The sequence below is a fragment of the Ignavibacteria bacterium genome (genome assembly GCA_016707005.1).
Classification (GTDB): Bacteria; Bacteroidota; Ignavibacteria; order Kapaibacteriales; family Kapaibacteriaceae; genus UBA10438.
This window is the reverse complement of sequence record JADJIQ010000002.1, coordinates 19,333-44,354: the sequence shown is the minus strand read 5'-3', so window position 1 is coordinate 44,354 and position 25,022 is coordinate 19,333. Positions and strand designations below refer to the sequence as shown.

The 25,022-nt window shown below is 49.9% G+C and carries 15 protein-coding genes; 8 read left to right on the top strand and 7 right to left on the bottom strand.

Annotated features, from left to right (window positions below; all coding sequences use genetic code 11):
• Nucleotides 1–184: 184 nt before the first annotated feature.
• The 3 genes from IPI29_03225 to IPI29_03215 all read right to left on the bottom strand — a co-directional run bounded on the left by IPI29_03225 (nt 185) and on the right by IPI29_03215 (nt 3,963).
• The gene (locus IPI29_03225; protein ID MBK7411547.1) at nt 185–1,285 is read right to left on the bottom strand and encodes a diguanylate cyclase; all 1,101 of its coding nucleotides are present in this window, start codon (nt 1,283–1,285) and stop codon (nt 185–187) included.
• 331 nt (nt 1,286–1,616) lie between these two features.
• Nucleotides 1,617–2,375: an ATP-binding protein gene (locus IPI29_03220; GenBank protein ID MBK7411546.1), complete on the bottom strand. Its 759-nt coding sequence runs from the start codon at nt 2,373–2,375 to the stop codon at nt 1,617–1,619.
• Entirely contained in the window at nt 2,356–3,963 is a 1,608-nt protein-coding gene (locus tag IPI29_03215) for an IS21 family transposase (protein ID MBK7411545.1), read from the bottom strand. The genes IPI29_03220 and IPI29_03215 overlap by 20 nt, the downstream gene beginning before the upstream one ends.
• Nucleotides 3,964–5,508: 1,545 nt before the next feature.
• On the opposite strand from IPI29_03215, the gene IPI29_03210 reads away from it, so the two are divergent.
• The gene (locus IPI29_03210) at nt 5,509–6,288 is read left to right on the top strand and encodes a hypothetical protein (protein ID MBK7411544.1); all 780 of its coding nucleotides are present in this window, start codon (nt 5,509–5,511) and stop codon (nt 6,286–6,288) included.
• A 326-nt stretch (nt 6,289–6,614) separates the two neighbouring features.
• On the top strand, nt 6,615–12,344 hold the full coding sequence (locus IPI29_03205; GenBank protein ID MBK7411543.1) for a hypothetical protein: 5,730 nt from the start codon (nt 6,615–6,617) through the stop codon (nt 12,342–12,344).
• Between the two features lie 1,159 nt (nt 12,345–13,503).
• Here the strand turns inward: IPI29_03205 and IPI29_03200 are convergent.
• On the bottom strand, nt 13,504–13,989 hold the full coding sequence (locus IPI29_03200) for a hypothetical protein (GenBank protein MBK7411542.1): 486 nt from the start codon (nt 13,987–13,989) through the stop codon (nt 13,504–13,506).
• A 479-nt stretch (nt 13,990–14,468) separates the two neighbouring features.
• On the opposite strand from IPI29_03200, the gene IPI29_03195 reads away from it, so the two are divergent.
• Nucleotides 14,469–14,864: a helix-turn-helix transcriptional regulator gene (locus IPI29_03195; protein MBK7411541.1), complete on the top strand. Its 396-nt coding sequence runs from the start codon at nt 14,469–14,471 to the stop codon at nt 14,862–14,864.
• Between the two features lie 64 nt (nt 14,865–14,928).
• Nucleotides 14,929–15,129 (top strand): hypothetical protein, encoded by a 201-nt coding sequence (locus IPI29_03190; protein MBK7411540.1) that lies wholly within the window; start codon nt 14,929–14,931, stop codon nt 15,127–15,129.
• 32 nt (nt 15,130–15,161) lie between these two features.
• On the opposite strand, the gene IPI29_03185 is transcribed toward IPI29_03190, so the two are convergent.
• Nucleotides 15,162–16,259 carry a hypothetical protein gene (locus IPI29_03185; protein MBK7411539.1) on the bottom strand — a complete coding sequence of 366 codons (1,098 nt, stop codon included), beginning with the start codon at nt 16,257–16,259 and terminating at the stop codon, nt 15,162–15,164.
• Nucleotides 16,260–17,045: 786 nt separating this feature from the next.
• The gene (locus IPI29_03180; GenBank protein ID MBK7411538.1) at nt 17,046–17,687 is read right to left on the bottom strand and encodes a hypothetical protein; all 642 of its coding nucleotides are present in this window, start codon (nt 17,685–17,687) and stop codon (nt 17,046–17,048) included.
• A gap of 405 nt (nt 17,688–18,092) precedes the next feature.
• Between IPI29_03180 and IPI29_03175 the strand changes: the two genes are divergently transcribed.
• Complete coding sequence (locus tag IPI29_03175) at nt 18,093–19,277, top strand: hypothetical protein (GenBank protein MBK7411537.1); 1,185 nt, start codon at nt 18,093–18,095, stop codon at nt 19,275–19,277.
• Nucleotides 19,278–19,374: 97 nt separating this feature from the next.
• Here IPI29_03175 and IPI29_03170 read toward each other — a convergent pair whose 3' ends face one another.
• Nucleotides 19,375–19,533: a hypothetical protein gene (locus IPI29_03170; GenBank protein MBK7411536.1), complete on the bottom strand. Its 159-nt coding sequence runs from the start codon at nt 19,531–19,533 to the stop codon at nt 19,375–19,377.
• A 176-nt stretch (nt 19,534–19,709) separates the two neighbouring features.
• On the opposite strand from IPI29_03170, the gene IPI29_03165 reads away from it, so the two are divergent.
• The 3 genes from IPI29_03165 to IPI29_03155 all read left to right on the top strand — a co-directional run bounded on the left by IPI29_03165 (nt 19,710) and on the right by IPI29_03155 (nt 24,743).
• Nucleotides 19,710–20,117 carry a hypothetical protein gene (locus IPI29_03165; protein MBK7411535.1) on the top strand — a complete coding sequence of 136 codons (408 nt, stop codon included), beginning with the start codon at nt 19,710–19,712 and terminating at the stop codon, nt 20,115–20,117.
• Between the two features lie 341 nt (nt 20,118–20,458).
• Nucleotides 20,459–22,597 (top strand): T9SS type A sorting domain-containing protein, encoded by a 2,139-nt coding sequence (locus IPI29_03160; protein ID MBK7411534.1) that lies wholly within the window; start codon nt 20,459–20,461, stop codon nt 22,595–22,597.
• A gap of 31 nt (nt 22,598–22,628) precedes the next feature.
• A complete protein-coding gene (locus IPI29_03155) occupies nt 22,629–24,743 on the top strand; it encodes a T9SS type A sorting domain-containing protein (protein MBK7411533.1) in 2,115 nt (704 codons plus the stop codon).
• Nucleotides 24,744–25,022: the final 279 nt, after the last annotated feature.

Below are 25,022 nucleotides of genomic sequence, written 5' to 3'. Positions count from 1 at the left end.
TCACGCCCGGACAATCGGCGTGCATGACTCGTGAAATCAGCGAAGAACTGACCCCGGATCTTAAGGTACGCTGTTTGGCTAAACCCAATGCTTGATTGCAGAGGCCCAGACGCTGCAGGTATATCGCCGGTGCTTATCCCAACGCGAAACATGATGGTCAGTAGAAGCGGAATCTTCACTCCCCTCACCACTCCAGCACGAACCGTTCTCCGGTCCAGCGGCAGACGGAGCCGTCGGCCATGCCGAAGAGCATGTTGTTCCGGCGGTCGCGGTAGATGGTCCAGATGTGGGTGTTGGTCAGACCGTTCGACGGTGTGTAGTTCGTGAACTGCTTGCCGTCGTACTTCCACGCTCCAGTGTCTCGGTCGCCGAACCAGAGGTTGCCGTTGATGTCTTCCCCAATGGCAAAGACATGCTCCAAGGTGCCGGTGGGGGATGGATCGCCTCTGTGGGTACTTTTGGGCGACACCAAGCCGTGTTTGAGGGAGAAGTTCTCGAAGTGCGTTCCGTCGTAACGGATGACGCCGATACCGTTATTGCCGATCCACAGGTTGCCCTTGCTGTCGGCATAGAGTGATCGGACATGCAAGCGCTCGGTCGCGTCGTTGAATCCCAACGTTGAGTCGGTGATCCCATTGAACGTGCCGTCCTTGAATTCGACCACAGCCCCATACGACCCGAACCAAACGGTTCCGTTTGTGGTGCGCACCGGCTGCGTGGAGAGTGAAACGTCGCGCTCAGGGTCCACCGAATTGCCGATCGGCACCGTATGGTAGTGCAGCGATACTCCATCATAGCGATACACACCGGGATCGCGCTTGGTGCTATTGGCTCCAGTGAGTACGTTCTCATTGAACCAGATGTCGGTTCGTGACGACGACCATGGTTCCGGTTCACGTCCAGCCCGCAACACAAACGGAGTGATCACACCGTTCATGCTTCGACTCAAGCCCCTTGCCCCTTCGAACCAGATCCCGCCCTGGGCATCTTCGTTGATCGAGCGGATGCTCATATCAGTGAGCCCATTACTCGTGGTGTAGTACCGAAGCCGGCTGCCATCATACATCGCTACACCCTCGCTGTGGCTTCCGAACCAGACATTACCCTTTGCATCCTGAAGGATGGCGCGAATGCCACTCGTGAATGTCAGGCGGTGAGTAGAAGTATCAGTACTGCCCGTGCGTTGTTGCTGCGCAGAGAGTTCGGTTGACGGTGTATCGCAAGCGGCAAGTGCGATCATACATGCGGCGATCGCACCAAGCAGCGGCGGGTGGTGGTGTTTCATACCAAGCAGAATGGTGAAAGGCGGTCGGACGAACATGGGAAGGACGGCGTGTACAGCCCACGAAGCCCACAATCCCGTCGCAACATGCCATGCATATGCGCACTACCCGCTTCGAAGTCCCTTGTTGACCCTTTCTTGTGTCCTCTCTCAGGCACGTTGTTCGCCCACTACTGGATATTCCGCATAAACTGAGCAGTGTTTTCCGCGTGTAATTGAACACCTGATTCCGTTGCAAAATGAACACCACAATTGGTGCTTTCAACGATGCAAATCAGCGTGTTCAGAATGTGCTCATTCGATGTGTAGGAAAATTGATTTTGTTGATGAAAAATCAGTTCGTTGAATCGTTGGGCTGGTTGAGTTTATCGCCCTTGCGTTTGCGTAGGGAATCACCTGCAAGTTCGAGGCGATGTGCGTCATGAATGATGCGATCTAAGATAGCATCGGCGACGGTTTGTTCACCGATGACCTCATGCCAGACGTCAACAGGTACCTGCGAGGTGAGGAGCGTCGAGCGTTTGCCGTGGCGGTCCTCGATGATTTCCATAAGAATGGCGCGGCTTTGTGCGTCCAAGGGTTGGATGCCGAAATCATCGATGATGAGCAGATCCTGGCGTTCAATGCGGGCAAGATCCTTGATGTAGGATCCGTCGGCCTTGGCTAGTTTCAGCCGCGCAAAGAGCTTGTTACTGTATTCGTAGAGTACCCGGTAGCCAAGCGTGCACGCCTGGTGGCCGATAGCCGAGGCGATGTAGCTCTTCCCGAGACCGGTGCTGCCTGTGATGAGCACGTTTTCCTGCTTGGCGATGAAGCTGCAGTCGGTCAGCCGCAGGATGTGGTTCTTAAAGGCATGCCGCTCACCGCTGAAGTCAATGAGTTCAGCCATCGCCTTGTAACGGAAGTGGGCATTCTTGATGCTACGTTCCTGTTTGCGGTTGGCGCGCTCATCCCACTCAGCGGTGATCAAGGTGTCGATCAACTCGTCCGGCGTGATCAACTGATCGGTTGCCGAAGCCAGGCTACTCTGAAACGCTCTGGCCATGCCGTGAAGCTTCATCGCCTTTAGGCGATCAAGGGTTTGTTCGTTCATCGCAGGTCTCCGAAGTTGGTAATGAGGATGTAGGGCGGGAGAAGTACTCCGGCCCCCTGATGTTTGCATGCGTCGGCATCGATGGTTTATCGGTGGCCTCTTCGTCCTCGCGCTGCGCATCGAGTCCGCGCGCGAGGATGTCAGCAAGAGTTTTGTAGGTATACAAGCCCACGCTGTCGGCACGTCTGCAAGCGCGGATCAATCGCTGCACGCCGACGCGCTTAGCCAGTGCGATGATGCCTTTGCACATACGATAGGCCTTATCGGGGTGTTGCTTGCGGTTGAGGACGTTGCCGATGTAGCTCTCCACCAGCGGATCGATCGTGCGTGCCTGCTCGAGAAAGAATTCCGGCGACCAGGCATCCATCTCTTGATGAGCACGCGTCTGGTGGGCCGCCACCTTGGTGTAGGCGTGAGGTGTGCGATCGCGCATATGCGAGGCGATACATTCATGGCGATGGTAGACATCGACACTCTCGCCGTCATAGAGTATCCGAACCCTCTTGCTGATGTACCCGTGTGGGACGCTGTAGAAATGTCGGTCAACACTGAGGTAGACGTAGCCATGCTTTTGCACGGTAACGGTGCGAGAGTAGCGCAGCTGAAACCGATGGGCCGGTAGCGGTTGTAGCGTAGACTGCTCCACCTCTTCAAAGTACGATCGCCTCGAGTAGGTGCGGCCCGTCAGCAGACGGTTGTTGTAGCCCTCCAGCAGCGGCGCTATCATTGCGTTGAGGCCCTCGAGACCCACCGGCGGCGTGTCTGGCAGCTCGACGAAGATCTTGCGATACGTGATCTTGACCGCATTCTCAACGTGCGCCTTGTCCTTGGGCCGGTATACACGGGCTGGGACGACAGCCATGCTGAAGTGATCGGCAAACGCTTCATAATTGTCATTGAGCGTAGGCTCATACTTGTCGGCTTTGATCACGCCGGCCTTCAGATTGTCCGGCACCATCGCTGCGGGGGCTCCGCCGAAGTAGTACAGCGCATTCTCACAGCAGCGGATGAAGTCCTCTACACGCTGCGAGGCCACAGCTTGCACGTACGTCAGCTGACTGGCCGGCAGGATCGCCACAAAGCACTCAGCGTAAACGAGCTCACCCGTGTGCGGATCGATCATCGGAAGTTTCTCGCCGGTGAAGTCGACAAACATCTTGTCTCCGGCCTTGTGCTCGAGATGCATCGATGGTTTGCTGCGACGATTCCACAGACCATAGTGCCGATAGAATGCCGTCTTGCCGTACCCATCGGGGTGCTGTTGACGGTAATCTTCATAGAGGCGCCCATGCGTCATGCCTCGCTTTTTCATGCGCCTGTCATTGCGCTCGATAAACGCATGGAGGATCGCCAGGCGTGGATCAGTCTCTTGGGGTGGTTCAAGGCTGAACACCTGTTCCAGTTGCTCATTATTACGCTGCCGAAGATCCTCGGCCGTAAGGCCGAGGCGCTCCAGAAGAGTGACATACTTGATGACGGTATTGCGTGACACGCCCGTCATGGCGCTGATCTGAAGTTTGCTCCTTCCACAGAGATGGAGCTTCAGGACTTGTTTGAGTTTACTCATAGAGATCGGTGTATTTGCCATGACAGCGTGATCCTTGAACAGTGATGTTCTCGGAATCTGCCGATCATGTCAACCAATCTTCCTACACTATCGAATGCATTCCAGAGTGCTGGCGTGCGATTCCGCTGCGTACTTTGCCGGCCAACTCACTGCTCACTTTGACGCGGAATTCACTGCTCACTTTGGCGCGGAATTCACTGTTCACTTTGACGCGGAATTCACTGCTCACTTTGACGCGGAATCCGCTGCTCACTTTGACGCGGAATTCACTGCTCAGTTAGCAACGGAAAGAGGTGTTCACATTACGCGGATTTTCCAATCCATAACGGCACGGACGCAGAATCCGTACGCCGTTCGCAGCCTTTCCCATCGAATACACGCTCCCACGAAACTGCACTGCTGTCAGATGATGGGGCAGTCAATGCAGATGAGACGCAAATTGATTTGATGGAATTGATCAGTTCTTTAACTGACAAGGAATACAGCGAAATCCTAGCACTCCATTGGTTTGGTGAGTGCGATGAATCTCTTGACGTAATGCGAGATCGTTCTTACCAGACTACACACAGACCTGCTTCATTTCTGACAGAAGCTTGTCTTCATCGCACGTTACCGGCAGCCTTGATTCGATTGATGAATCAGGATTGAGAAGTCCTTTTGGTGGCTATTGGACGGTTTTGACCTTCCAACATCCCTGTTTCCAGACAAGTATAGCTCTGGTGTCGTTGATGAGCCTGGAGCCTTTGAGTAAAGGTTTTGTCAAGGTGACAGGTAGCTTCGAAAGACGCATGTTGCAAACAGATAAAATGACAAATGAGAAGTAATACAAACGAATCAATGGAGAACGCAATGACCAGAACGAATTCAATTCACCCATACTCACGAATACACGGGTTGCTTGCAACCTTGCTGTTTGTGTTGGTTTGTGGACAAGCACAAACCTTAGCCCAAGAGCTACCAACCTTCGGGAAACCCTTATGGACATTGAATCTCGATACGCTCCGTGCGCGGGGTGCCGTTGACTTCGCATCCGATGTCAATCAATTGTTCATTGGTACTAGGAAAGGATGGGTCCTAGTCATCGACGCAGAGAGTGGTGTTGTGACTGACTCATTTAGCGTCCGAGTTATTCCGAGATACCGAAATCTAACTGGTGTGTTAGATGTCTATTCTGTTCGTTGTTCACAAGATGGGCGAACACTAGTTGTGGGGGTAACTTCTACGAGGAATCCTGTCGAGCTGACATGCGACATCTTTGTCCTTGAGTATCCGTCGTGGAGGGTTGTTGATACTCTCCTTTACAGTAAGTCTGATACTCCTGAGCCATGGGACTACAGTCAATTCGGAATATCACCGTCAGGGCGATACCTCGCTCTGCCTGATTCTTCTTGGCGTGATGGAGCATCTGATTGGACACTCCCGAGGATGAAGATATTGGATCGATCAACGGGTAGAAGCCGAGTAGTTACCTGGGCATATGACCCAATTCTGGACTTTGATAGTAGTGAGTCCACTATTGCATACTGCGAGGTAGTCAATACATCGCGGGGGTATTATATGAATTACGTGCGTACGCTTTCTCTGGTGGAGGATACATCAACACCACAAGGATGGGATGTATATGGAACGCCCTCTCTTTCATCAGATGGGTCAAAACTCATGGTTTCCGGATATGGAAGACATGAAAGCCAGGAAGAACTCAACCTTCTACCCCATGTAACGATTTACGATATGAAAACCCGTGATACAATCTGGCACATGCGCGGTGATCGCACGGGGAATGGCAGCGATCTTGCCGTTGCATCGTGGTCGAAGGATTGCAAACACGTGCTTACTAATCGAGCTTCAACAAAACTAGTTCCACCAGAATGGCACGGGATAGTAAAGTATAGAGTAGGTGAAGAAAAGCCATTTGCCAAGCTTGATACCAGCACTTGGTTTGTATTCCGGACAATAGGTCAAGACAGAGCAGGCGTGGGACACCCAAACCTCACCCGTGGGTACTTCGTTCTAAACAGCCGCGTTCTTGCTTTTGACTATTCACCTGAAACCACAGGGTCTCAAGAACCCGGGTCCGCAGCGGATGACGTCATATTTCCCAATCCGACTTCTGGTTCAGTGACTGTTTCTTGCAAGTCGGATTTACCAGCAGTTTCATGGAGTGTATACACTTTAAGTGGAGGAATTACTGCAAAGGGGGTTTTGGAAGACTTTGCACCAGACTCACAAGGCGTCTCACGCTATCAGATACATCTTGCTGAGACACTGCCGCCTGGCAAGTTCCTCCTCACTCTACAAGATCGGCTAGGAAACAATGTTTGCACTTATCAAATGGTGACAAAATGAAGATCTCACCCCAGATAATCACCCTGATAGTTGCAGTCGCCTCTTTTGCTGTCTCAATTCCTCCACTCTTTGCACAGCCCACGGCAGAACGACTCCCGGGTCTTGTGTGGGACAGCAGAAGTCAATGGGACTTCAACCCTAACCTCGAATACGTAGTTGCTCCTAACTCAACTGACTTCACAGTGGGTTGGAATTGGGGAGGACCATACACTCCTCTGGGTGAGCGTTTTCACGCCCCTAGGTGGCACATCGCGGACCATTTTAACAATCTTCGAGATGTGTTTGACCCAATGCAGAGGGTCGTCAGGGATAGCTATATATCCGGAATGAATCTTGTGCCAACAGTTCGACGATTGAGTGAACCCGTTGGAGCAGGTTCACGGGCGCAAGTTAACTCTATGCCTGTAGAGGCATGTGCAATTGAGTATGCCCCATGGCTCGATTACTCAAGCACAACAAATGACGTAGTTCTGCTTCCGACGGACGAGAGTGGCAGTGTGTTTGGCTTTGCAAGTCGATCGATGGGTCAAAGGGTTGGAACAGGCACTATTCAAGATCCTTTTCGGCTTAGTCTTGTCAATTCACTAAATCAGGGCAACCAAGTAATGGTCTTGGACGCGCCAACTATTGATGACGCTATGAGGTACAAGCACGAGCACCGGACACTCAGAGATCAATTCGACATAGTTATACCGGATGGGGATGTAAGCAACGCCAACACAGAGATTCTGCGTGTTGCCGTTACGCTGCGAAGAGCGGAAATTGACCCTGCTGGAGGCAACCCCAATGACGTTGTTTTAAGAATTCGCCTTCCTTATGTTCTCGGTCCAGCCAATGGAGCTGAGCGCAATGAGATCCCGGCTCCGGGCAATAGACCACTAGCCCAATACATACGGTTTGGGGTCTTGCCTCCAGCTGGTGTGCCGCCACTGTACCGGAACGGCACGCTGACCTGGGGCGTTGCTCCCAACCTGCATGGAGCAGTTCCAACCGCTAGAATCTCCGATACAAGAAACAATGGGTTCGTCGTACCAGAAAATGACAACGTTCTCGATTTTGAGATACGAAAAAACATGCTACCAGATATGGTTGGCAACACTGCTGATGAAGTCACAATCTATGCTGAGTTCTTCTGTGATCGTATTGGGAATCTAATAACTCCGGCTGAGAATCGCCTAGATGCTATAAACAATCCTAGACTGCCTTTAATCAACAGTGGGGTTCCTGCCGACCGGATTGACAGGCTTGGAATTGAGGTCTGGTACGAAACAGATGTTGATCGGGGATTGTCACTTGAGATACGTTCCATTCGAATCGAAACGCCCCTTGCAACAGATTTCCTCTTTGGATTTTACGACGAGGAGATTCGTCAAGGCGTGAATGAATACGTGACTCTCGTAGATGAGAAGCTCAACACTAGTGTCGGAACCTTCGTCACTCCGGTTGGAGGCAACAATGATCCAATCACTATCTGGAGATTTTACGGCAAAGATGAAGCAGAACCCATGCATTGGGCATCGTTTGGACGTGTCAACAGACTACTAGACGGGCTCGTCATAACTGAAACCGGCACTAAGATGATCGATAAGCAACATGCGTCAATGAGGCAGACTGTGTTCTGGCAGGGAGCGGGATTCAATACAGGCAACGTCATCGCGGGATATCACTTTCAGCAAGGGTTTGACAGATGGGGACAAACTTGGACACCGCGCCCAATCAACCAGAACGAGACGCTGGATGCTTATGATAGGTACCTTAGAATTGAGCGTGCGAAGTGGATACAGTCATATGCATCGTTGCGGTTCGGAATGGTCAATCTCCGCTATCCGGTGCCACAGAATGCGTTTACCGTCGGAGCCCATTTAAACACGACTTTTCAGGACGACCCTGATACATTCTTAGAATGGCGTCCAAAGGATCCGCTGCCATTGACACTTCCAATAGTCGGAGGTGAGATCAGCGTTGGGAATCAACCTCTAAGTATTCCCAATTTGGAAGCTCACTATCTAGATAACCACGTCGATCACAATGGCGGAATTCTCGGTTCACTTGAAGCTCGGCAACGGGTCAGCTATGCTAATGAAGAGAACATGTTATGGGGGATCGATGCGTATCGACCGGGTCAGTACATCCCTTGGATTTCGAACATCTGGCCCCAGTATTATCTGCGGACACAGTCTGGGTTTCAGTCACAAGACGGTAGCAATGATCATCATTGGGCAGGGTTTGCAAACAACCGACCTAAGTCAGCCTCCGAAATGCGACTAAGTTATTGGCTGCCGCTTGTTCTTGGTGCCAAAGGAGTTATGATTTATAAAGGCATAACAAGCACCGAGCAAGGACATAGCATTTTACCTCCCGACCCTACCGATCAGGTCGCCAACCCTCGGTTAGAAGGAGGTCTGGATCGCTTTATCAATCTAGAGGCAGGGATCCATGTATTAGGCGTGGTTGATCCCGCATTTACAATGGTGAATGGTCCGCTAACTGTGGCTCCCTTCGACGGAAGAACCCCTGAGCAGCTCGTTAACGACGAGGCTATAGGTCGTGATTGGATTGAAGCCGGAGACAATGAGAATGCATCTGTTTATTTCCTCGATAGAAACGAAAACATTCCTAATCACCCAACGATAATGACGACAGGGTTTCAGGAAACGGTCGACAGTCTAAACGCAGGTAACCTGCCGCCTTTGAATAATCCTCGAAGAGTATATGTTGGCGGACTAACTCTTAGGCAGATCACAGATGAGGTGACAGGAAGATTGGCAGCAATGCCGCAGCTATTGGGACGCACAGATATTACTGGTGCTCAACAAAATCATCCTCTCACAGATCTTCGGTTGAGGGGATGGTTCGGCAAGGGTTTTTCAACGATCACTCGATTCCATCCTGATGGTAACAATCCGGCTCGAAATTTTGACAGGGTCATTGACCTCGAAACAATCAGCCAACGCCTGAAAACAAGGCATCCCCGCAGAATCAGAGACAGGATCCCAGGAATTGATGTTCCGGGGCACTTTGACTACGAACCGTATGATTCCTCATTTGTTGATATCACAGTTCACGAAGTTGTCGGTGAGTCTATGGACAACACCTTCGTTGTTGGGGTTCTTAACAGGCGAACTGATCCTAGGATGTTGCAGACAGGCTTATGGCATCAGATCGACAACACGCTGGCAGATAATGAAAGGTGGGGATTTGTAACGCACGAAATGTGGCTAGATAGTATAGACTTAAACGAGAACAGGCGATTCGTGCAGCGCGGGGCTCGCGAGATCACCTTGCCGTTTGAATACAAACCAGCTGACGGTCGCTACAAGATGCTTCGTTTACAAGAGATGGGTGGTGGAATTGACACAATCATCGGGCAAGACAAAGAGCTTGCCATCAACTTTCTCCCGGGAGAGGGTAAGATGTTTAGGGTAACCGTGATGCCAGGAGAAGTGGTAAATGACCTAAAAGGGTGGCTCTCTCATAATACTCAAAGAAAGGCTGTCGTCTTTCCAAGTCTTGTAGGCGGAACATTCGCCCAACGATACGAAACAGTCAACAGGACGCGTCCAAATTGTGCGAATATGATGGAAGCGACTGTTACATCATTCGTAAGAGCCCGTGAAGGTGCCAGCTTCCGCTATCACGTTGTATATCATATGCGTGCCGGAGCACAAGAAAATGGTTACCTGACGGTGTATTACCGGAGGAGTGAGCCACTTTGGTTCTTCCCCAATGATGCAACAACAACAGATGAAGGTGGCATTTACAATCCAGAGATCGTTTGGGAAGAAGACCCCATCCCACTCAATCAAATCGTGCGTTCAGGGCAGGTAATTACGCCTCCCCCATCTTGCGGCTACCCGTCGCTCGTAGTTCGAGAGTCACCAAATATTGCACCACTTGCAACGAACCCATTGGTTTATGTTGTGTATGGATGCGAAGGCAACCTGCCCAATGAAATACTAATCTGCGAAGCTCAATTGCCTGCAAACACTTCAAGCGTTACTCAGATTAACCACTATGGGTTAAAGAAATCAGTTGTTCTCTCGACTGCCTCTTCTGACAATACCTGCGCCTTAGAGTCAGCTGACCGATTAAGGTATTGGGGAACGCCTGTAGTGAACGCATCACTCAACGGCAATTACTATGCTTGGAGTGACTATACCAAAGGAATCGTGGTTGGCTTTAAGAGACCTGAATTGCGCGATTTTGATCTTAACCAAGGAATCGCGGAACTCAAGTTCTCAGATGATCCCCATGTAAGGGCACAGTACCCCTCGATGCACTCGTACTCTAAGCTGTCACTTGGGGAAGAAGACTGCTCTCTTGTTTGGCAAGAAGGTCCGGCACAAACGTGCGCAGCAGGCACCGGCATTTATTATTCCCGCCTCCATTCTGATGGTATCGGTGTCTTCCCCTTGTTATCACCATCCGGGAACTTAGGATTTGCAGCCGGTGCTCTTCCCACAAACAATGATCAGACTATTCTGTATGTCTCTTCTGATCCCTACGTAGCGGCACCTTCAGTTAACGAGAAGCCAACTCTCTATCGAAATTTGTCTGAGTTTGATGATGCCGATATGGAACCAACGAACCCACTCATCGCAATTGGTTACCAAAACCATAAAGCAGAGCGGATAGCATGGGAGCACAGACACTATCCTATCGGGAACCCGAACTATTTAACGAACAACAGTCGAATGATTATTCGTAGCAGTATTGATGTATCGGACTTCTGCCCTCCAGAGCCGAATGATGCAAGGACGGTGTTTTGGCAGTCGGCAATTGGACGAATTTTCTCCGTGGGAGTTGACCTCATCAACCCTGAGCTCATTCAAGGCGAGCAAAAGACTACCTTCGCTCATGATACCCTCACCGCAAATGCAGCTCGTTCTTGGATGGCTGGAGACACTTCTGTCGTTTTGAGTTTCAATTCTGAACACGGATATGGGGGATTGCCACAAGTGTATCACATGACCTTTGCCGGTGGCTATCACCTAGCAGGTGACGTAAACATGGAGTTGACGTCTACACAGTTCTCAGATGCAGCAATCAATGTTTCTCTGGCAGATGGACTGGTAGGCAGACGAGGTGGTCGAGTGCCCCATGTCAGTGCACGGCACAACATCACACGGAGCCAGTCCCTCTTAAAGAATAGGCGGATATTCGAGAATGCGATTGGCGAGACGCCTATTCAAGGATACGCACCTGCGCCGGACGTTGACCGCACCGCACAAGGATTCTTCAAGCGTCGTGAACAAATCGAGAGCGAAGCAGACCGAGTGTTTCGTGGATTCCGTTCACAACAAACAAGTGCACTGTTGGCTGACATCCGAATAGATGGCAAGTTGATATTGCTATCAAGTGATCGGGCTCTACCCCAAGAAGCGCGTAAGGGCGTGCGGACTCTCTACACAGACTGGTTCAGATCCATAGAACTCTCTGATCTCGAACTCCGATCGATTCCGAGCGGAAATTCTGCAACGAGAGCTTCTGCATGGATCGAGCGTAGAAGCGACGGTGAAAAGCTCTTCCTTCCGGTTCTCAATGTGACTGGCGCAAACCCTGGTGCTAAAATTGCTCCATCACAGAAGCATGAATGGAAACTCCTGACTGACACTAAAGAGGAGTATCGCATCGCACTGACGTGCATCGACGAAGACGCAATGGTAGCAGAGGACGTAGAGATAAACTCCGGCATGTCGGACAAGCTTTTTGCAAAGACAAATGTGGACCAAGAGGAACTCCCAACAAGAATATTGAATCTTCGAAGAATGGAAGAATGGACAGTGGCTTCCATGACCTCAGGTTCTGTGCAGGTGTTTCCAATGCCAGCCACACAAGAGGCATCAATGGTGATTACCAATATTCCAGCGGGTCGAAAGCGCTGCAATGCAACCATAAGTAGTGCTCAGGGAGAATTGATTCAGAGTGTCAGTTTTGATGCAAGACTGGAATCAAGTGCCATACTCGATTTTTCAGTGGCATCGTTGGCACCAGGGATGTATACCATCAAGATTGACGGAACTTCTCTTGTCGGCACTTTCATTGTTGCTCGATAGAATAGAAGATCGCTGGTCTAGTATAATTGAGAAGCCCCAAAAGCCAAACCGACTTTTGGGGCTTCCTTCTTTTTGGGATTCGTAGCTAAATAGCAAGATCATTCTTAGAGTTGAAAAAACACTTTCCCTTCGAATTGAGCAGCAGCATATTGTTGGTTGCAAACTTTGGACACCACGGTTCGATGTAGACTACTTCGGTCACTCCTCAGGTCAACTCCGTCTCCAACTCCACGCAAGGATCCAAACGCACCCAAGCCAGGACCCAAGAACGTACCGGTTCCCAGGCACAAACGGACTCCTCCCTCGAAGTAAGAAGGGGAGTTTCTCAACACAAACCCAATCTTCAAGTGCGCAATGCACCAGAGAATTTCCTTGGGAGATAACTAAGGGGGGTATTTCACCCCCCTTATTGTGATTCTGCTACTTCGATTCGCGATTGGATCGCAGGTGATTATAGATTGATATGACTTTATCTATAATTCCAAGCATAAGCAAGACTGATGGTAGATTAACCGTTCCAGCAACCAAGTCGACGTCAACGATTATGACGACACTATTCAGTACTACTAATAGCACCAACTCAATTATTTCATTCATACAATAATCCTATAAAATTTATGACTGTTATTATATCTCGTCAGATTGATCCGAGTTAAGATTAAATCTGGTCCCAACCTGACTTCCAATATTCTAGCTGACTTCGAGCATTCCTCCTAGATGCTTTGCTTTAACGATTTGAAAAAGAGTACGAACTAGTTCGATCTGTATGACCCAAAGACTATCAGTCGTTTTTAACTGAAGAGGTGCACGCACGCTTGAGTGGACTATCACCTATCTACCTAAACAAGGACCTTAGTCTTCCTGCTTAACGATGTTTAACGAAGCTGTGTTGCTCCAATACCCTAGTTATATAGTGAGATCAAATTTTACGCGTCGATACTTTTGACGTTATTGCTTGCTTTGTACACTTAACCTATACAAACAATATAACAAACACGCAACTATTATACAATGCGTATAAGTACTGGAATCCCACTAGCCACACTGCTTCGCACTATTTGAAATCTTTGTCATGTGTTAGAAATTATTGACTTCGAGTGAAATGAAAAAGGGGTCATCCACAAGTGAACGACCCCGTCTTCTGTCTATCGAGTTGACGTTACTTGATCTTACAATCCGTGACATTGGGGAAGCCCATCTTCCCGTCTCCTGTTCCAACTAGGGTCACGACGCTTCCTTTGGATATGCTCGCAGCCCCGGATTCATCTTCAAGTGCACACCTGACCTGACCGAACATGTCAGCTCCTTTGAGAGCGACGTACACGGTCCCAAGCGTCTTCTCAACGCTCTCGACCTCACCCGAGATCTCGATGATCTTGTCCTTAAACTTACCGTCCGCAGCTACCTCGTTACCATCGTAAGCTTCATAGTATTCTTTAGCAGATACCTTGATAGCGGCAACTTCCCTGGGCTTTTCCGAGGCGGTACTGCTTGACCCTGACGTCGAGATCTGAGCTGTTGCTTCACCCGTTGCAGAGTCCTTTTTACCGGATTGACTAGCGATCCCAATGACAACAACACCAACGATTAGCCAGACCCACCACTTTTTGTAGAACGGCTTCTTTGTAGAAATGTCTGCACCCATAGTTCCTCCTTACCTGATAGTGAGAACAACGCGCTTATTACGCATTCCATAGTTTCATGATCGCTCTTCAGACCGCTCCATTAGTCGGACTGTTTGTCCTACGGTTTCATTGACCGCGTGAATGGCTTGAGCCACAGCTAGCATTGCATTGAGGTTGCGGCTCTCGTGAATTGCCTTGTAGAGACTCCGCCTACCACCCTTAAACCCGAGATCAACGGCAACTTTCCCAAGCAACCCTTTGTAGGGAGGACGGCGGAAGTTGGTTGCATCTATAAGGATGCAAAGCCGCTGGAACTCATGATGTTCCGCGTTCGGTGTCGTTTCGGTAACTTTCCGTGTCCGAAAAGTTCCTGTAGCATCCTTAGTAGCCAATCTGCCTCCGTCATTTATTGACGTCCTATGCCGGACTATGACATGGCAAGGGTAGCTACGAACGTATCCGGCAAAGGTTGCCGTTCTGTATTGCAAAGGTATCCGTTTTGGCTACATCCTCCAAAAAGCCAGCCCAACGCACTAACGCCAAGGCAACAAGAGTTGTCACGCTCACTCCTGCCCAAGCTGTAGCACAAAGGATGAGGGAGGCACGTGAAGCACTTGGAATGACACAAGCGGATGTTGTCCGAGAGACGGGTCGCAGCAAAGACTATATCTCGAAAGTTGAGCGAGGTACTCTTGGTATCAGTATTGAGATGATGACCTATTACTGCATTGAAAAAGGAATAGACCTCTCCTGGCTCGTCTGTGGAAGAGGAGGAATGTTCCTCAAGGACAAGTTGGATGATGGCAGTGAAGACGCAGAAGCCCTGTTGAAACAAGCTGTTGCTCGGATCAATAGGGCTATTGAGTTTACACATGGGAGAAGTCCTAAAAGGTAACCAGGCGCACCTAGAACTCTTTAAGTCCTGCATCGGTAAGATCACGCATTGAGACTCGGGGACGGTGACCGGTCAGGGACTCAACGCGATCAGCAACGTAAAGGCGAAGCTCCTGGACATACAAGCGGTCACACGGGTAGTGATCACGGTAACGGCTGTGTGTGAACTCCTTGACCGCTCGCAGAATCAGAAGAGAACGGTAGTGTCCCCAGCCGGGCATGTTCGTGATGGGGTGACGTTGGGTGCTCACGACTTTAAGACGTGAACACCCCCCACTAGCAAACAAAACGGCGTTTCCTAATGCGAATCGTCAGAAGTAATCACTCCAAAGGCACCGTCTAGTGGTTCGAGAATTGGCTTCGTTGATTGCCATTGCATTTGAAAATACGTCTCGATCTCATCAAGATTCTCGTGACCGGTAATCTCACGGATAACAGCGTCTGGCACATGGTTCATACGTGCAATGGTTACAAATTGTCTCCTCCCCGTGTGACTCGTCACAAGTTCATGCAATGGTCGTTTTTTGTGAATCTCCTTGCCACCCTGGGCACGAACTGAATCTACCTCTCTTGATAATCCTGCTACCTTGCACACACGTTTGATGTTCTCATTCAATTTCTGGTTTGAAAGTTGTGGAAGACCTTGTGGATAAGCCTGAAGTAACTGACGAGTCATGCTGAATATGGGAATGCGAACGGTCTTGCCGGTCTTCTTCGTTGGGTGTAGGAACTCACTTGCCAACGGATCAACAACACCAATTCGCTGAACATCGCTGTAGCGAAGTCCAGAGACACATTGAAGGAGGAATAGGTCCCGGGCTCTCTTGAGATGCTCCTCCCGGTTATTGAAAGTCAAGGAAGCAAGTAGCTTAAATTCGTCTTGGGTGAAAGTCACTTTGGACTGGCGACGGACTTTGTGACGGTAGACGGAGAGATCTGCCTCTCCTCCGTATCCTTGTTTCCTAGCCCAAATCAATACTGTTCGCATCCGCCTCAAGACGTTTTCAGTTGAGGCGTCAGACAGATTGCGTCCCTTAGGAGATGTTAAGAAGGTCTTCAATCTTCGTGCGGTTCTGTCTGCAATACTCTTGTCCGTGAGTTCTGCCAGCGTCAGCTTTCCGTTGTACTCGATCTGGCTAAATTCTGCGATGTCTACCGCCATCGTGATATAGTTGTTGACTGAGCTTTCAGCATTGAAATCGTACCCGCCTCCAGGTAGCGAGCGGCTTTCGAGATAAAGTCCTACTACACCACCAAATCTCTTTGTCGATGATCTCTTTTCTCCGTTCTCCATAATGACGAAATATTGAAAGTCACTAGAAGTAGTGACTTTCCCAGCTATTGCACTCAAAACCTCGTTCTGGTTAACAATGCGACCCTTCTTGGTTGAGTTCAAGTAATACTCATCAACGAGGTTCCCGATCCGGCGAAGAATCTCATTGAGCGCATTGTTCGTTCCTAAAGACGCATTATTGGTGCTTCTAACTCGACACTTTTCACGGTCAAAGTCTTTAACCTCAACAGAGATACCCGTGCTCTTGCGAACTCGACCGTAGGGGATGCCCAGGTCTCTCCAAGCACCGCAGGTAACAACACAGACTATCGAGCCATACTGTGGCTTAGAACCTGAACCAATAGATTTCGTCTTCAATTGAAACGAAACGTGAAGGGCGTAACGCCCAGTACCGAATGTCTCGGCAAGCTTCCCATATTTTGACATGGAGTTCCTCAAATGGTAGTGTCACAAGGTGGGGCATTTTTCTACCCTGCTTTAAGACAGGTTTGCCGCAAAAACTTGGTGACCTAACACTCTTGGAGGACCAGAAACACAGTAGAATCGAGGCTGGAACTAATCCGGACCTAGATAAGACAAAAGGCTACCCAAGAATCTTGAGTAGCCGCAGTGATCCCGTTGGGACTCGGAAGAAAACCCGCAATCGCTTGCTGTAAAGCCCCTTCCATTTACTGACGGTCGTTTACTGACGCTCATACTGACGCTATTTGACCCTATTCGGGGCTTCGAACCTAGAGAAGATTGTGGGAGACAGATGATGATCAATTGTGAACGTTTTAGGCGGCATCTGCAAAGGCAGAATGTCATGAGCCGCATGCGACTTTATATGAATTTTGTCGTCTTGCTTCGAAGTAGTTATTGAGCGACACCTATACACTTAACAATCATCTAGGGATGGACGACAAACGGAACTCGATACACTCGAATTACGGCGAACTCGCCACGATATGGACGTCCAATCAATTTGATGTGTCTTTGATAAAAAATGACGGCATCTGATTCGACAGAGAACAGTCCGTTCTCATTCAGCACAAGTGACTGTAATTCTGAGTCTTGAATCACCGGGTTTTGGTGAACATAGACAATTAACGAAGCCTTCTCATATGCCATGATGTTTGCCACATCATAGCCTAGAAACACCATTTGAGACTTCGGAATGGATCCATCGTAATCGCCAACGATGTTCTCGATGTATACAATCTCATAGTTAAACACATTGTTTGGCAAAAGCGCTACTATCTCGGACGCCTCATCAAGCGTGTTTAGAAGTGCGGCATCGTCTGCCCGATCAACGATGATATCTACAAACCGTTCTCTAGCAGCGCCCTCGCGTTCGTCACGTGGTGGGTAGTCAAAAAACCTAGTTATACCAAGATAGTGTTTCATCTTAAGCGGCACAGGCACAAGCCAGCGAGGATCCTCAGGTGTTGCCTGTTGACGTTCCCACCAAGTGGGTGCCTTGGTGCCACCAATGCCCTCACGGTAAACGACGAGGTAGCCGCTTATGCCGAAGAGTTTTCTTCTATTCATTGTGGAATCGTAATTGTTAGCGAGAGGCGCAGGTTTCCGTCTGGTTGCGATGTTAATCGCTCCTCGGACTTCCTAAACACTCCCATTGTAGTTGAAGTGCAGTTGTAACCATTCGGCTCAAAATAGGCATGTTCCCTTACTGAGATGATCAGCATGGGGTATCCACTCGCATTAGCCACTCCATTCCGCCCGAAGCAGTCCACCGTATCTACTGCTATGCTGAATTGCTGAGCCCAAAGCTAGATTGCAGTTGCTCAGATGCTTTAGTTGTATCAAGCGTTGTCTTCTCCACGCGGATCTTGCCGGTCAAGGCAGGCGGAAAACGCTGTAACACACAAAGTAGTTAAAGTGTGGAATTGTTAGGCTTGACGATTGGTAGTCTCTTACCGTATGTTGACGTCGATCATGAAGAACAAACCAACCAAGGAGCCGAAGCCAAGGCCCAACGATATGAAAGCTGCGAATCTGCATGGCGAAGAGCCGCTAGAGGTGTTTGATAGAGTTGTAGCAGCGCCTTCGATCTCGAAGAAGGAGATTAAAAAGCGGTCGAAAAAGGCTACTAATAGGGTTAGTGCTGAGGACTTGAACGACATGAAGTCTAAGCCCGCACCTTCATGGAAGTTGACGGAACAAATTGTTGCAGGACTTGAGCAGTATGTTTCACCCAATTCAACAGTTGAGCATAATAAGAGGCTGCCAATATTGAGCAGTCCAACGCGAAGGTTGCGTCAATGTGATGTGGTCATTACGTATGGCCCAATGTCTCGCAAACATGTAACGATAGTTGAGGTGCAAAAGCAGAATAGGAAGCCTACACTCAATGAATTTGATGGTTGGATAGCAAAAATGAAGCAAGTGGGTGCCAATCAATTGATTTGTGTATCAGAGCAAGGATTCCCCGCATCAATTGTCGAAGCCGTCAAAACGCAGCACGGGAATGCAGTGCTTCTGATGACACTTTCCGACTTCGATTACATCGCCAATCCGCAACGGTTTAACGTTGTAAACTATTACTTGCTTAGAAAATCCCATTATGAAATCGAAGAGATAGGCCCTATACATTTAACGATCTCAAAGAACGAGCCACTGTCTACCGACGATGAATCCGAGTTGAAATCGCTTTTCCATCCATTGGACTTTCACCGTAAGATGTTTTCTTTCGTCAACGAACCAGGTCATATCAGTATGGCTGAACTGTTGGCGCGTGCTGTTGATAGTCACCCCGATTATGAAGCAGTAGCTTCTAGCAATTCAGTCGTGAAGATGCCTATCTCAATATCTGAGGAAAGTAATACCTATCTAGATTCTGGACGCGTTCGATGTAGAATCGAAGAGTGGACCTTTGTTTTAGTCATAACTTTCACACATGAGGCCCGACCAAATAATGTTTCGCAGTATGCGTACAGGCAGGAGATCGAAGGTGATGTTCTAGTCTGGGTATCATCATTTGAGATGACAGTTGATGGTGAAACGACGAGGTATGAATTGTGGACGAAGAATGTCAATGGTGCATTAGAGATGCAGATTCGCAAGTACGTAAATCCATTGGAGATTCCGCTTGATTCGACCGCTTCATCTCGTGATCGGTGACCACTTCATTCCGTCCGTAACCATCCACAGCACTACTGGGCTTCAGATTAGCCAATACCCCTATGATAGATTGCATAGGCATCGAGGTTGCAGGCCATTAGCCGGTGATTGTAGCAGCGCGGAACATGATGGAGGAGTCTGATGGAATCTCCAGCAGGCAGAAGGACAATCGTGACTTCATGCAATCATATCGATCGTCGAGTTGGTTCTTACACTGCGAGGATGCTGTTCGTTGGCCTGTTAGTTCTTTGTTCATGTAATCGGCAAACGCCCGCAGAAGTCGTCAAGAGTAGCTCTGGTAATGCTGCTGTCCTTATTCTTCAGATTCAGAATCAGGATACAACTGCAATCGCGATCTGCCCAACGGTTCTAGTCGTTCTGGATAGTGAGGACTTGGAATCCGTAGTGCCTTTCGGTCGGCGATCATTGCCTATGGTTGCCGAACTGTATGATAGGGCATACATCGGTAGGAGTGGAAGCAACGAACAAGCGCAGTTCTTTCCGATCGACAGCGTCGAGTATTCGTTCATTGAATTGCAGGCCGGTAGATCACTTACCTTGATCTGCTCAGGACTGGAGAAGCTAAAACCCGCGAGCCCTGATAATGTGCGTATCCGGATTCCCGTATGGGCAGCCTCCGATCTAAGGAGGGATTCCAATGCTGCGGAATCAACGGTTGACACTGTCCGTCTTGTATTCCATGCCAGCAATGAATCTAGTAGACAGTATGTAAGCAATGTTACGGTCCCTGAACTCACCCCACGATACGATTCCAAGTCAGTCAGATGGCTAGAAAGTAAAGTCGTAAAGAAGATCACGACACAGGCCACGTGGCGATGAAGTTGAGATTCGACCTGTGGGACATCCACTCGCATTAACCACTCCATTTCGCCTATAGCCAACAACCCTTCCTCCGCAATGTTATCCTGTTCATTCCGTTGCTAGATTGATGTATTCCGGTCGCACCAGGAAGATCACTAGTGGTCATTGCACAGCGGATGTTGGCGGTAGGGGCAGGTGGATTCTCGAGCAGTTTAACAGGATCGCATCTAATCGGAAGGGCAACTACGCCGTGGTATGCCCCTTGTCGATTATGGTTTTCTGAAACCAACATCAAGAAAAGTACTCCTTGCGTACACTGGCTTTCTTGTCGTGTCCTTATCAGAAAGAGATTCTTCATTATGAAACGAAGCACTTGCTTACGGACACTCTCTATCAAGGCCGTAGTATGGTTAGCCGTATTGCTCATGGCGACCGGCAATCCGATATCAGCCCAATGGGTGCCAACCAACGGACCCTACGGCGGAAAGATTAGTTGCTTCGCCGTCTCCGGCACGAATCTCTTCGTCGGGACTGAGGTCGGCGGTGTCTTTCTTTCCACCAACAACGGCACAAGCTGGACCGCAGTCAATACCGGATTGACGAACACTTCTGTCACTTCTCTTGCAGTCTCCGGCACGAATCTCTTTGTCGGGACTTATGGCGGCGTCTTTCTCTCCACCAACAACGGCACAAGTTGGACTGCGGTCAATACCGGCTTGCCAGGCAACGACTGGCCGAATACTGAGGTCACTTCATTTGCCGTCTCCGGCACGAATCTCTTTGCCGGGACTGCTAGAGGTGTCTTTCTCTCCACCAACAACGGCACAAGTTGGACTGCGGTCAAAACCGGATTGACGAACACTTGGGTCTGTTCTCTTGCCGTCTCCGGCACGAATCTCTTTGCCGGGACTCTTTGGGGCGGTGTCTTTCTTTCCACCAACAACGGCACAAGTTGGACTGCGGGCAATACCGGCGCGCCGAACACCGTCTGGCCTAACACTCAGGTCAATTCTCTTGCCGTCTCTGGCACGAATCTCTTTGCCGGGACTTATGGCAGCGTCTTTCTCTCCACCAACAACGGCACAAGTTGGACTGAGGTCAATACCGGCTTGACGATCACTAAGCTTATGACTCTTGCCGTCTCCGGCACGAATCTCTTTGCCGGGACTGATGACGGTGTCTTTCTTTCAACCAACAACGGCACAAGCTGGACTTCGGCGAGTACCGGATTGACGAACACTGAGGTCCGGGCTCTTGCCGTCTCCGGCACGAATCTCTTTGCCGGGACTGATGACGGTGTCTTTCTTTCCACCAACAACGGCACAAGCTGGTCTGCGGTTAATACCGGCTTGACGAACACTCGGGTTATGACTCTTGCCGTCTCCGGCACGAATCTCTTTGTCGGGACTTATGACGACGGTGTCTTTCTCTCCACCAACAACGGCACAAGCTGGTCTGCGGTTAATACCGGCTTGACGAACACTCGGGTTACGACTCTTGCCGTCTCCGGTACGAATCTCTTTGTCGGGACTTATGACGACGGTGTCTTTCTTTCCACCAATAACGGCACAAGTTGGGCTGCGGCGAGTACCGGCTTGCCGAACAATTATGTCTATGCTCTTGCCGTCTCCGGCACGAATCTATTCGCCGGGACTGAGATCGGCGGTGTCTTTCTTTCCACCAACAACGGCACAGACTGGACTGCGGTCAATACCGGCTTGACGAACGCCGATGTCAATGCTCTAGCCGTCTCCGGCACGAATCTCTTTGCCGGGACTGATCGCGGTGTCTTTCTTTCCACCAACAACGGCACAAACTGGACTGCAGTTAACTCTGGCTTTACGTCGGGCGTTGATGTCCGTTCTCTTGCCGTCTCCGGCACGAATCTCTTTGCCGGGACTTGGGTGGTCGGTGTCTTTCTTTCCACCAACAACGGCACAAGCTGGACTGCGGTTAATACCGGCTTGCCGGACAATCCTGTCTATGCTCTTGCCGTCTCCGGCACGAATCTCTTTGTCGGGACCTCGGGCGGCGGTGTCTTTCTTTCCACCAACTATGGCACAAGCTGGACTGCGGTCAATACCGGCTTGCCGAACACCAGATTGACGAACACTTCTGTCACTTCTTTTGCTGTCTCGGGCACGAATCTATTTGCTGGGACTCGGATGGGCGGAGTCTGGAGGAGATCATTGTCGGAATTGACTACGACGGTAGAGAGCAACAGCAATCTTCCTTTAAGCATCGTTCTCGAGCAGAACTATCCGAATCCCTTCAACCCAAGCACAACCATACGTTTCACTCTTCCGCATTCAGGGCCGGTATCTGTGGAAGTTTTCAGTGCCTTCGGTGAGCACGTAGCAACACTGATCTCTGAGGACCTTTCCGCCGGTACACATCAGACCGAATGGGATGCACACAGCCTTCCCGGAGGAGTGTATTTCTATCGCTTGCAGTCGGGCGCTTCCGTTGAAACTCGATCGTCGATTCTGATCAAGTGAATGGGCAAAGGCACGTAACAGAAAATTTCTTATGAAGCCAACCACCTGCTTTCCTGCGTTTTTCCGTCGTGCAGCAACCGCGCTCGTTGTTCTTCTCATGACGAGCGGCAGTCCGGCATTTGCCCAATGGGTGCAAACAAACGGACCGTATGGCGGTGCCATCAATTGTTTTGCCGTCTCGGGGACGGATCTCTTTGTGGGGACTAACACCGGCGTGTTTCTTTCCACGAATAATGGCACAAGCTGGAGTGAGGTCAATCCCGGCTTGACCTTAACAAATAAGTCTGTCAGGGCACTCGCTGTCTCGGGGACGAATCTCTTTGCTGGGACGTATGGGGGTGTCTTTCACACCGAAAAAGACAGCACCAGCTGGAGTGAGGTCAACTCCGGCTTGACAAATAGGAGTGTCACATCACTTGCCGTCTTGGGCACGAATCTCTTTGTGGGGACTTCGGACCCCGCTCAAGTGAATGGCGGAGTCTTTGTCTCCACAAATAACGGCACCAGCTGGAGTGAGGTTAGTTCTGGTTTGCCAAATGATGATGTCAGGTCACTCGCCGTATCGGGCACGAATCTCTTTGCGGGGACTGGTGGCAAGGGCGTCTTTCTCTCCACCAATAATGGCACAAGCTGGAGCGGGGTGAGTTCTGGCTTGACAGGATCTGCCGTGTCAGGAACGTATGTGTACTCACTCGCCGTCTCGGGGACGAATCTCTTTGCGGGGACTAGCAACGGCGTTTTTCTTTCCACCAATAACGGCACCAGCTGGAGTGAGGTTAGTTCCGGCTTGATGAACAAGATTATCAATTCAGTCGTCGTCTCGGGGACGAATCTCTTTGCGGGGTCCTTGAACGATGGCGTCTTTCTCTCCACCGATAATGGTGCTACCTGGAGTCAGGTAAATTCTAATTTGACAAATACGGATGTCCTGTCACTCGCCGTATCTGGGCCGAATCTTTTTGCAGGAACTCGCAGAGGCGTTTTTGTTTCCTCTGATGACGGCAGAAGCTGGAAGGAGGTCAGTTACGGTTTGACAATCAGGGATATCTATTCACTTGCCATTTCGGGGACAAAGCTCTTTGCCGGGACTGATGGCGGTGTCTTTCTCTCTACTGATAACGGCATGAGCTGGACTACGGTCAGCTCCGGTATGACAAGTAGTAGTGTCAGGTCACTCGCTGTCTCGGGCACGAATCTCTTTGCGGGAGCTTCTTCGTACGGAGTCTTTCTTTCTACGAATTACGGTATCAGCTGGAGTAAAACCGGCCTTTACATTGCCGATGTCTATTCACTCGCCGTCTCAGGCATGGAACTATTTGCGGGGACTTCTCAGGGTGTGTCTCTTTCCACCAATAGTGGCAATAGCTGGAGTGTGGTTCGATCTGGCTTGAAAGACCTAGTCGTCAGATCTTTGGCAGTCGTGGGGACGGATCTCTTTGCAGGGACTAGAAGCGGAGTCTTTGTATCCGACAATAGCGGCACAAGCTGGAGTGAGGTCAGCTCTAGATCGATCAACAAGGATGTCTTGTCACTCGCCGTCTCGAGCACGAATGTCTTTGCTGGGACACCTAGCGGCGTCTCTATTTTCGCCAATCTCGGAGGAACTTGGACTGAGGTCAATTCCGGTTTGACAGATATGACCGTCACGTCCCTTGCGGTCTCGGGTGCAAATGTCTTTGCAGGGACACGTGGCAGCGGCGTATTCCACTCCGCTAATGACGGCACAAGCTGGCGTGAAGTCAACTCCGGCTTGACAGCAATGGATGTCAATTCACTCGTCGTTTCGGGGACAAATCTTTTTGCAGGAACTCGGATGGGTGGCGTCTGGAGAAGATCATTGTCGGAACTGACTACTACTGTAGAGAACAACAGCAGTCATCCTTCAAGCATCGTTCTCGAGCAGAACTATCCGAATCCCTTCAACCCAAGCACAACCATACGATTCACTCTTCCGCATTCAGGACCCGTATCTGTGGAAGTTTTCAGTGCCCTCGGCGAGCACGTAGCAACGCTGATCTCGGAGGACCTTTCCGCCGGTACACATCAGACCGAATGGGATGCACACAGCCTTCTCGGAGGAGTGTATTTCTATCGCTTGCAGTCGGGCGCTTCCGTTGAAACTCGATCATCGATTCTGATCAAGTGAATGGGGAGCTGCGTGCTATGGTGGGAATCCTGCTCGCAATGACAACCTTGTTCCGACCGTAACCATCCGCCGAATCAACTGGTATTCAGAGTTGCTAATCCCAGAGCGAGGGACCTGCGTGGAGATTCCACAATTGTAGTTTATTACACGACTGATGGAGTAATATGCTACAATCTTTAGCTGTTGTCTGACCAAATATGAATTTAAGTGTACCGATGCTCCAAGGACAACGAAGTCCATGCATGTTGCACTTGATGATCTCCAACTTGAGCACCTGTG

Coding starts and splice junctions, on each gene's coding strand:
- IPI29_03180 (MBK7411538.1), bottom strand. CDS start 17,687: ATGAATAGAAGAAAACTCTTCGGCATAAGCGGCTACCTCGTCGTTTAC.
- IPI29_03155 (MBK7411533.1), top strand. CDS start 22,629: ATGAAGCCAACCACCTGCTTTCCTGCGTTTTTCCGTCGTGCAGCAACC.
- IPI29_03200 (MBK7411542.1), bottom strand. CDS start 13,989: ATGGGTGCAGACATTTCTACAAAGAAGCCGTTCTACAAAAAGTGGTGG.
- IPI29_03170 (MBK7411536.1), bottom strand. CDS start 19,533: ATGAACAAAGAACTAACAGGCCAACGAACAGCATCCTCGCAGTGTAAG.
- IPI29_03215 (MBK7411545.1), bottom strand. CDS start 3,963: ATGGCAAATACACCGATCTCTATGAGTAAACTCAAACAAGTCCTGAAG.
- IPI29_03160 (MBK7411534.1), top strand. CDS start 20,459: ATGAAACGAAGCACTTGCTTACGGACACTCTCTATCAAGGCCGTAGTA.
- IPI29_03165 (MBK7411535.1), top strand. CDS start 19,710: ATGGTTGCCGAACTGTATGATAGGGCATACATCGGTAGGAGTGGAAGC.
- IPI29_03220 (MBK7411546.1), bottom strand. CDS start 2,375: ATGAACGAACAAACCCTTGATCGCCTAAAGGCGATGAAGCTTCACGGC.
- IPI29_03205 (MBK7411543.1), top strand. CDS start 6,615: ATGAATCTTGTGCCAACAGTTCGACGATTGAGTGAACCCGTTGGAGCA.
- IPI29_03225 (MBK7411547.1), bottom strand. CDS start 1,285: ATGAAACACCACCACCCGCCGCTGCTTGGTGCGATCGCCGCATGTATG.
- IPI29_03175 (MBK7411537.1), top strand. CDS start 18,093: ATGAAGAACAAACCAACCAAGGAGCCGAAGCCAAGGCCCAACGATATG.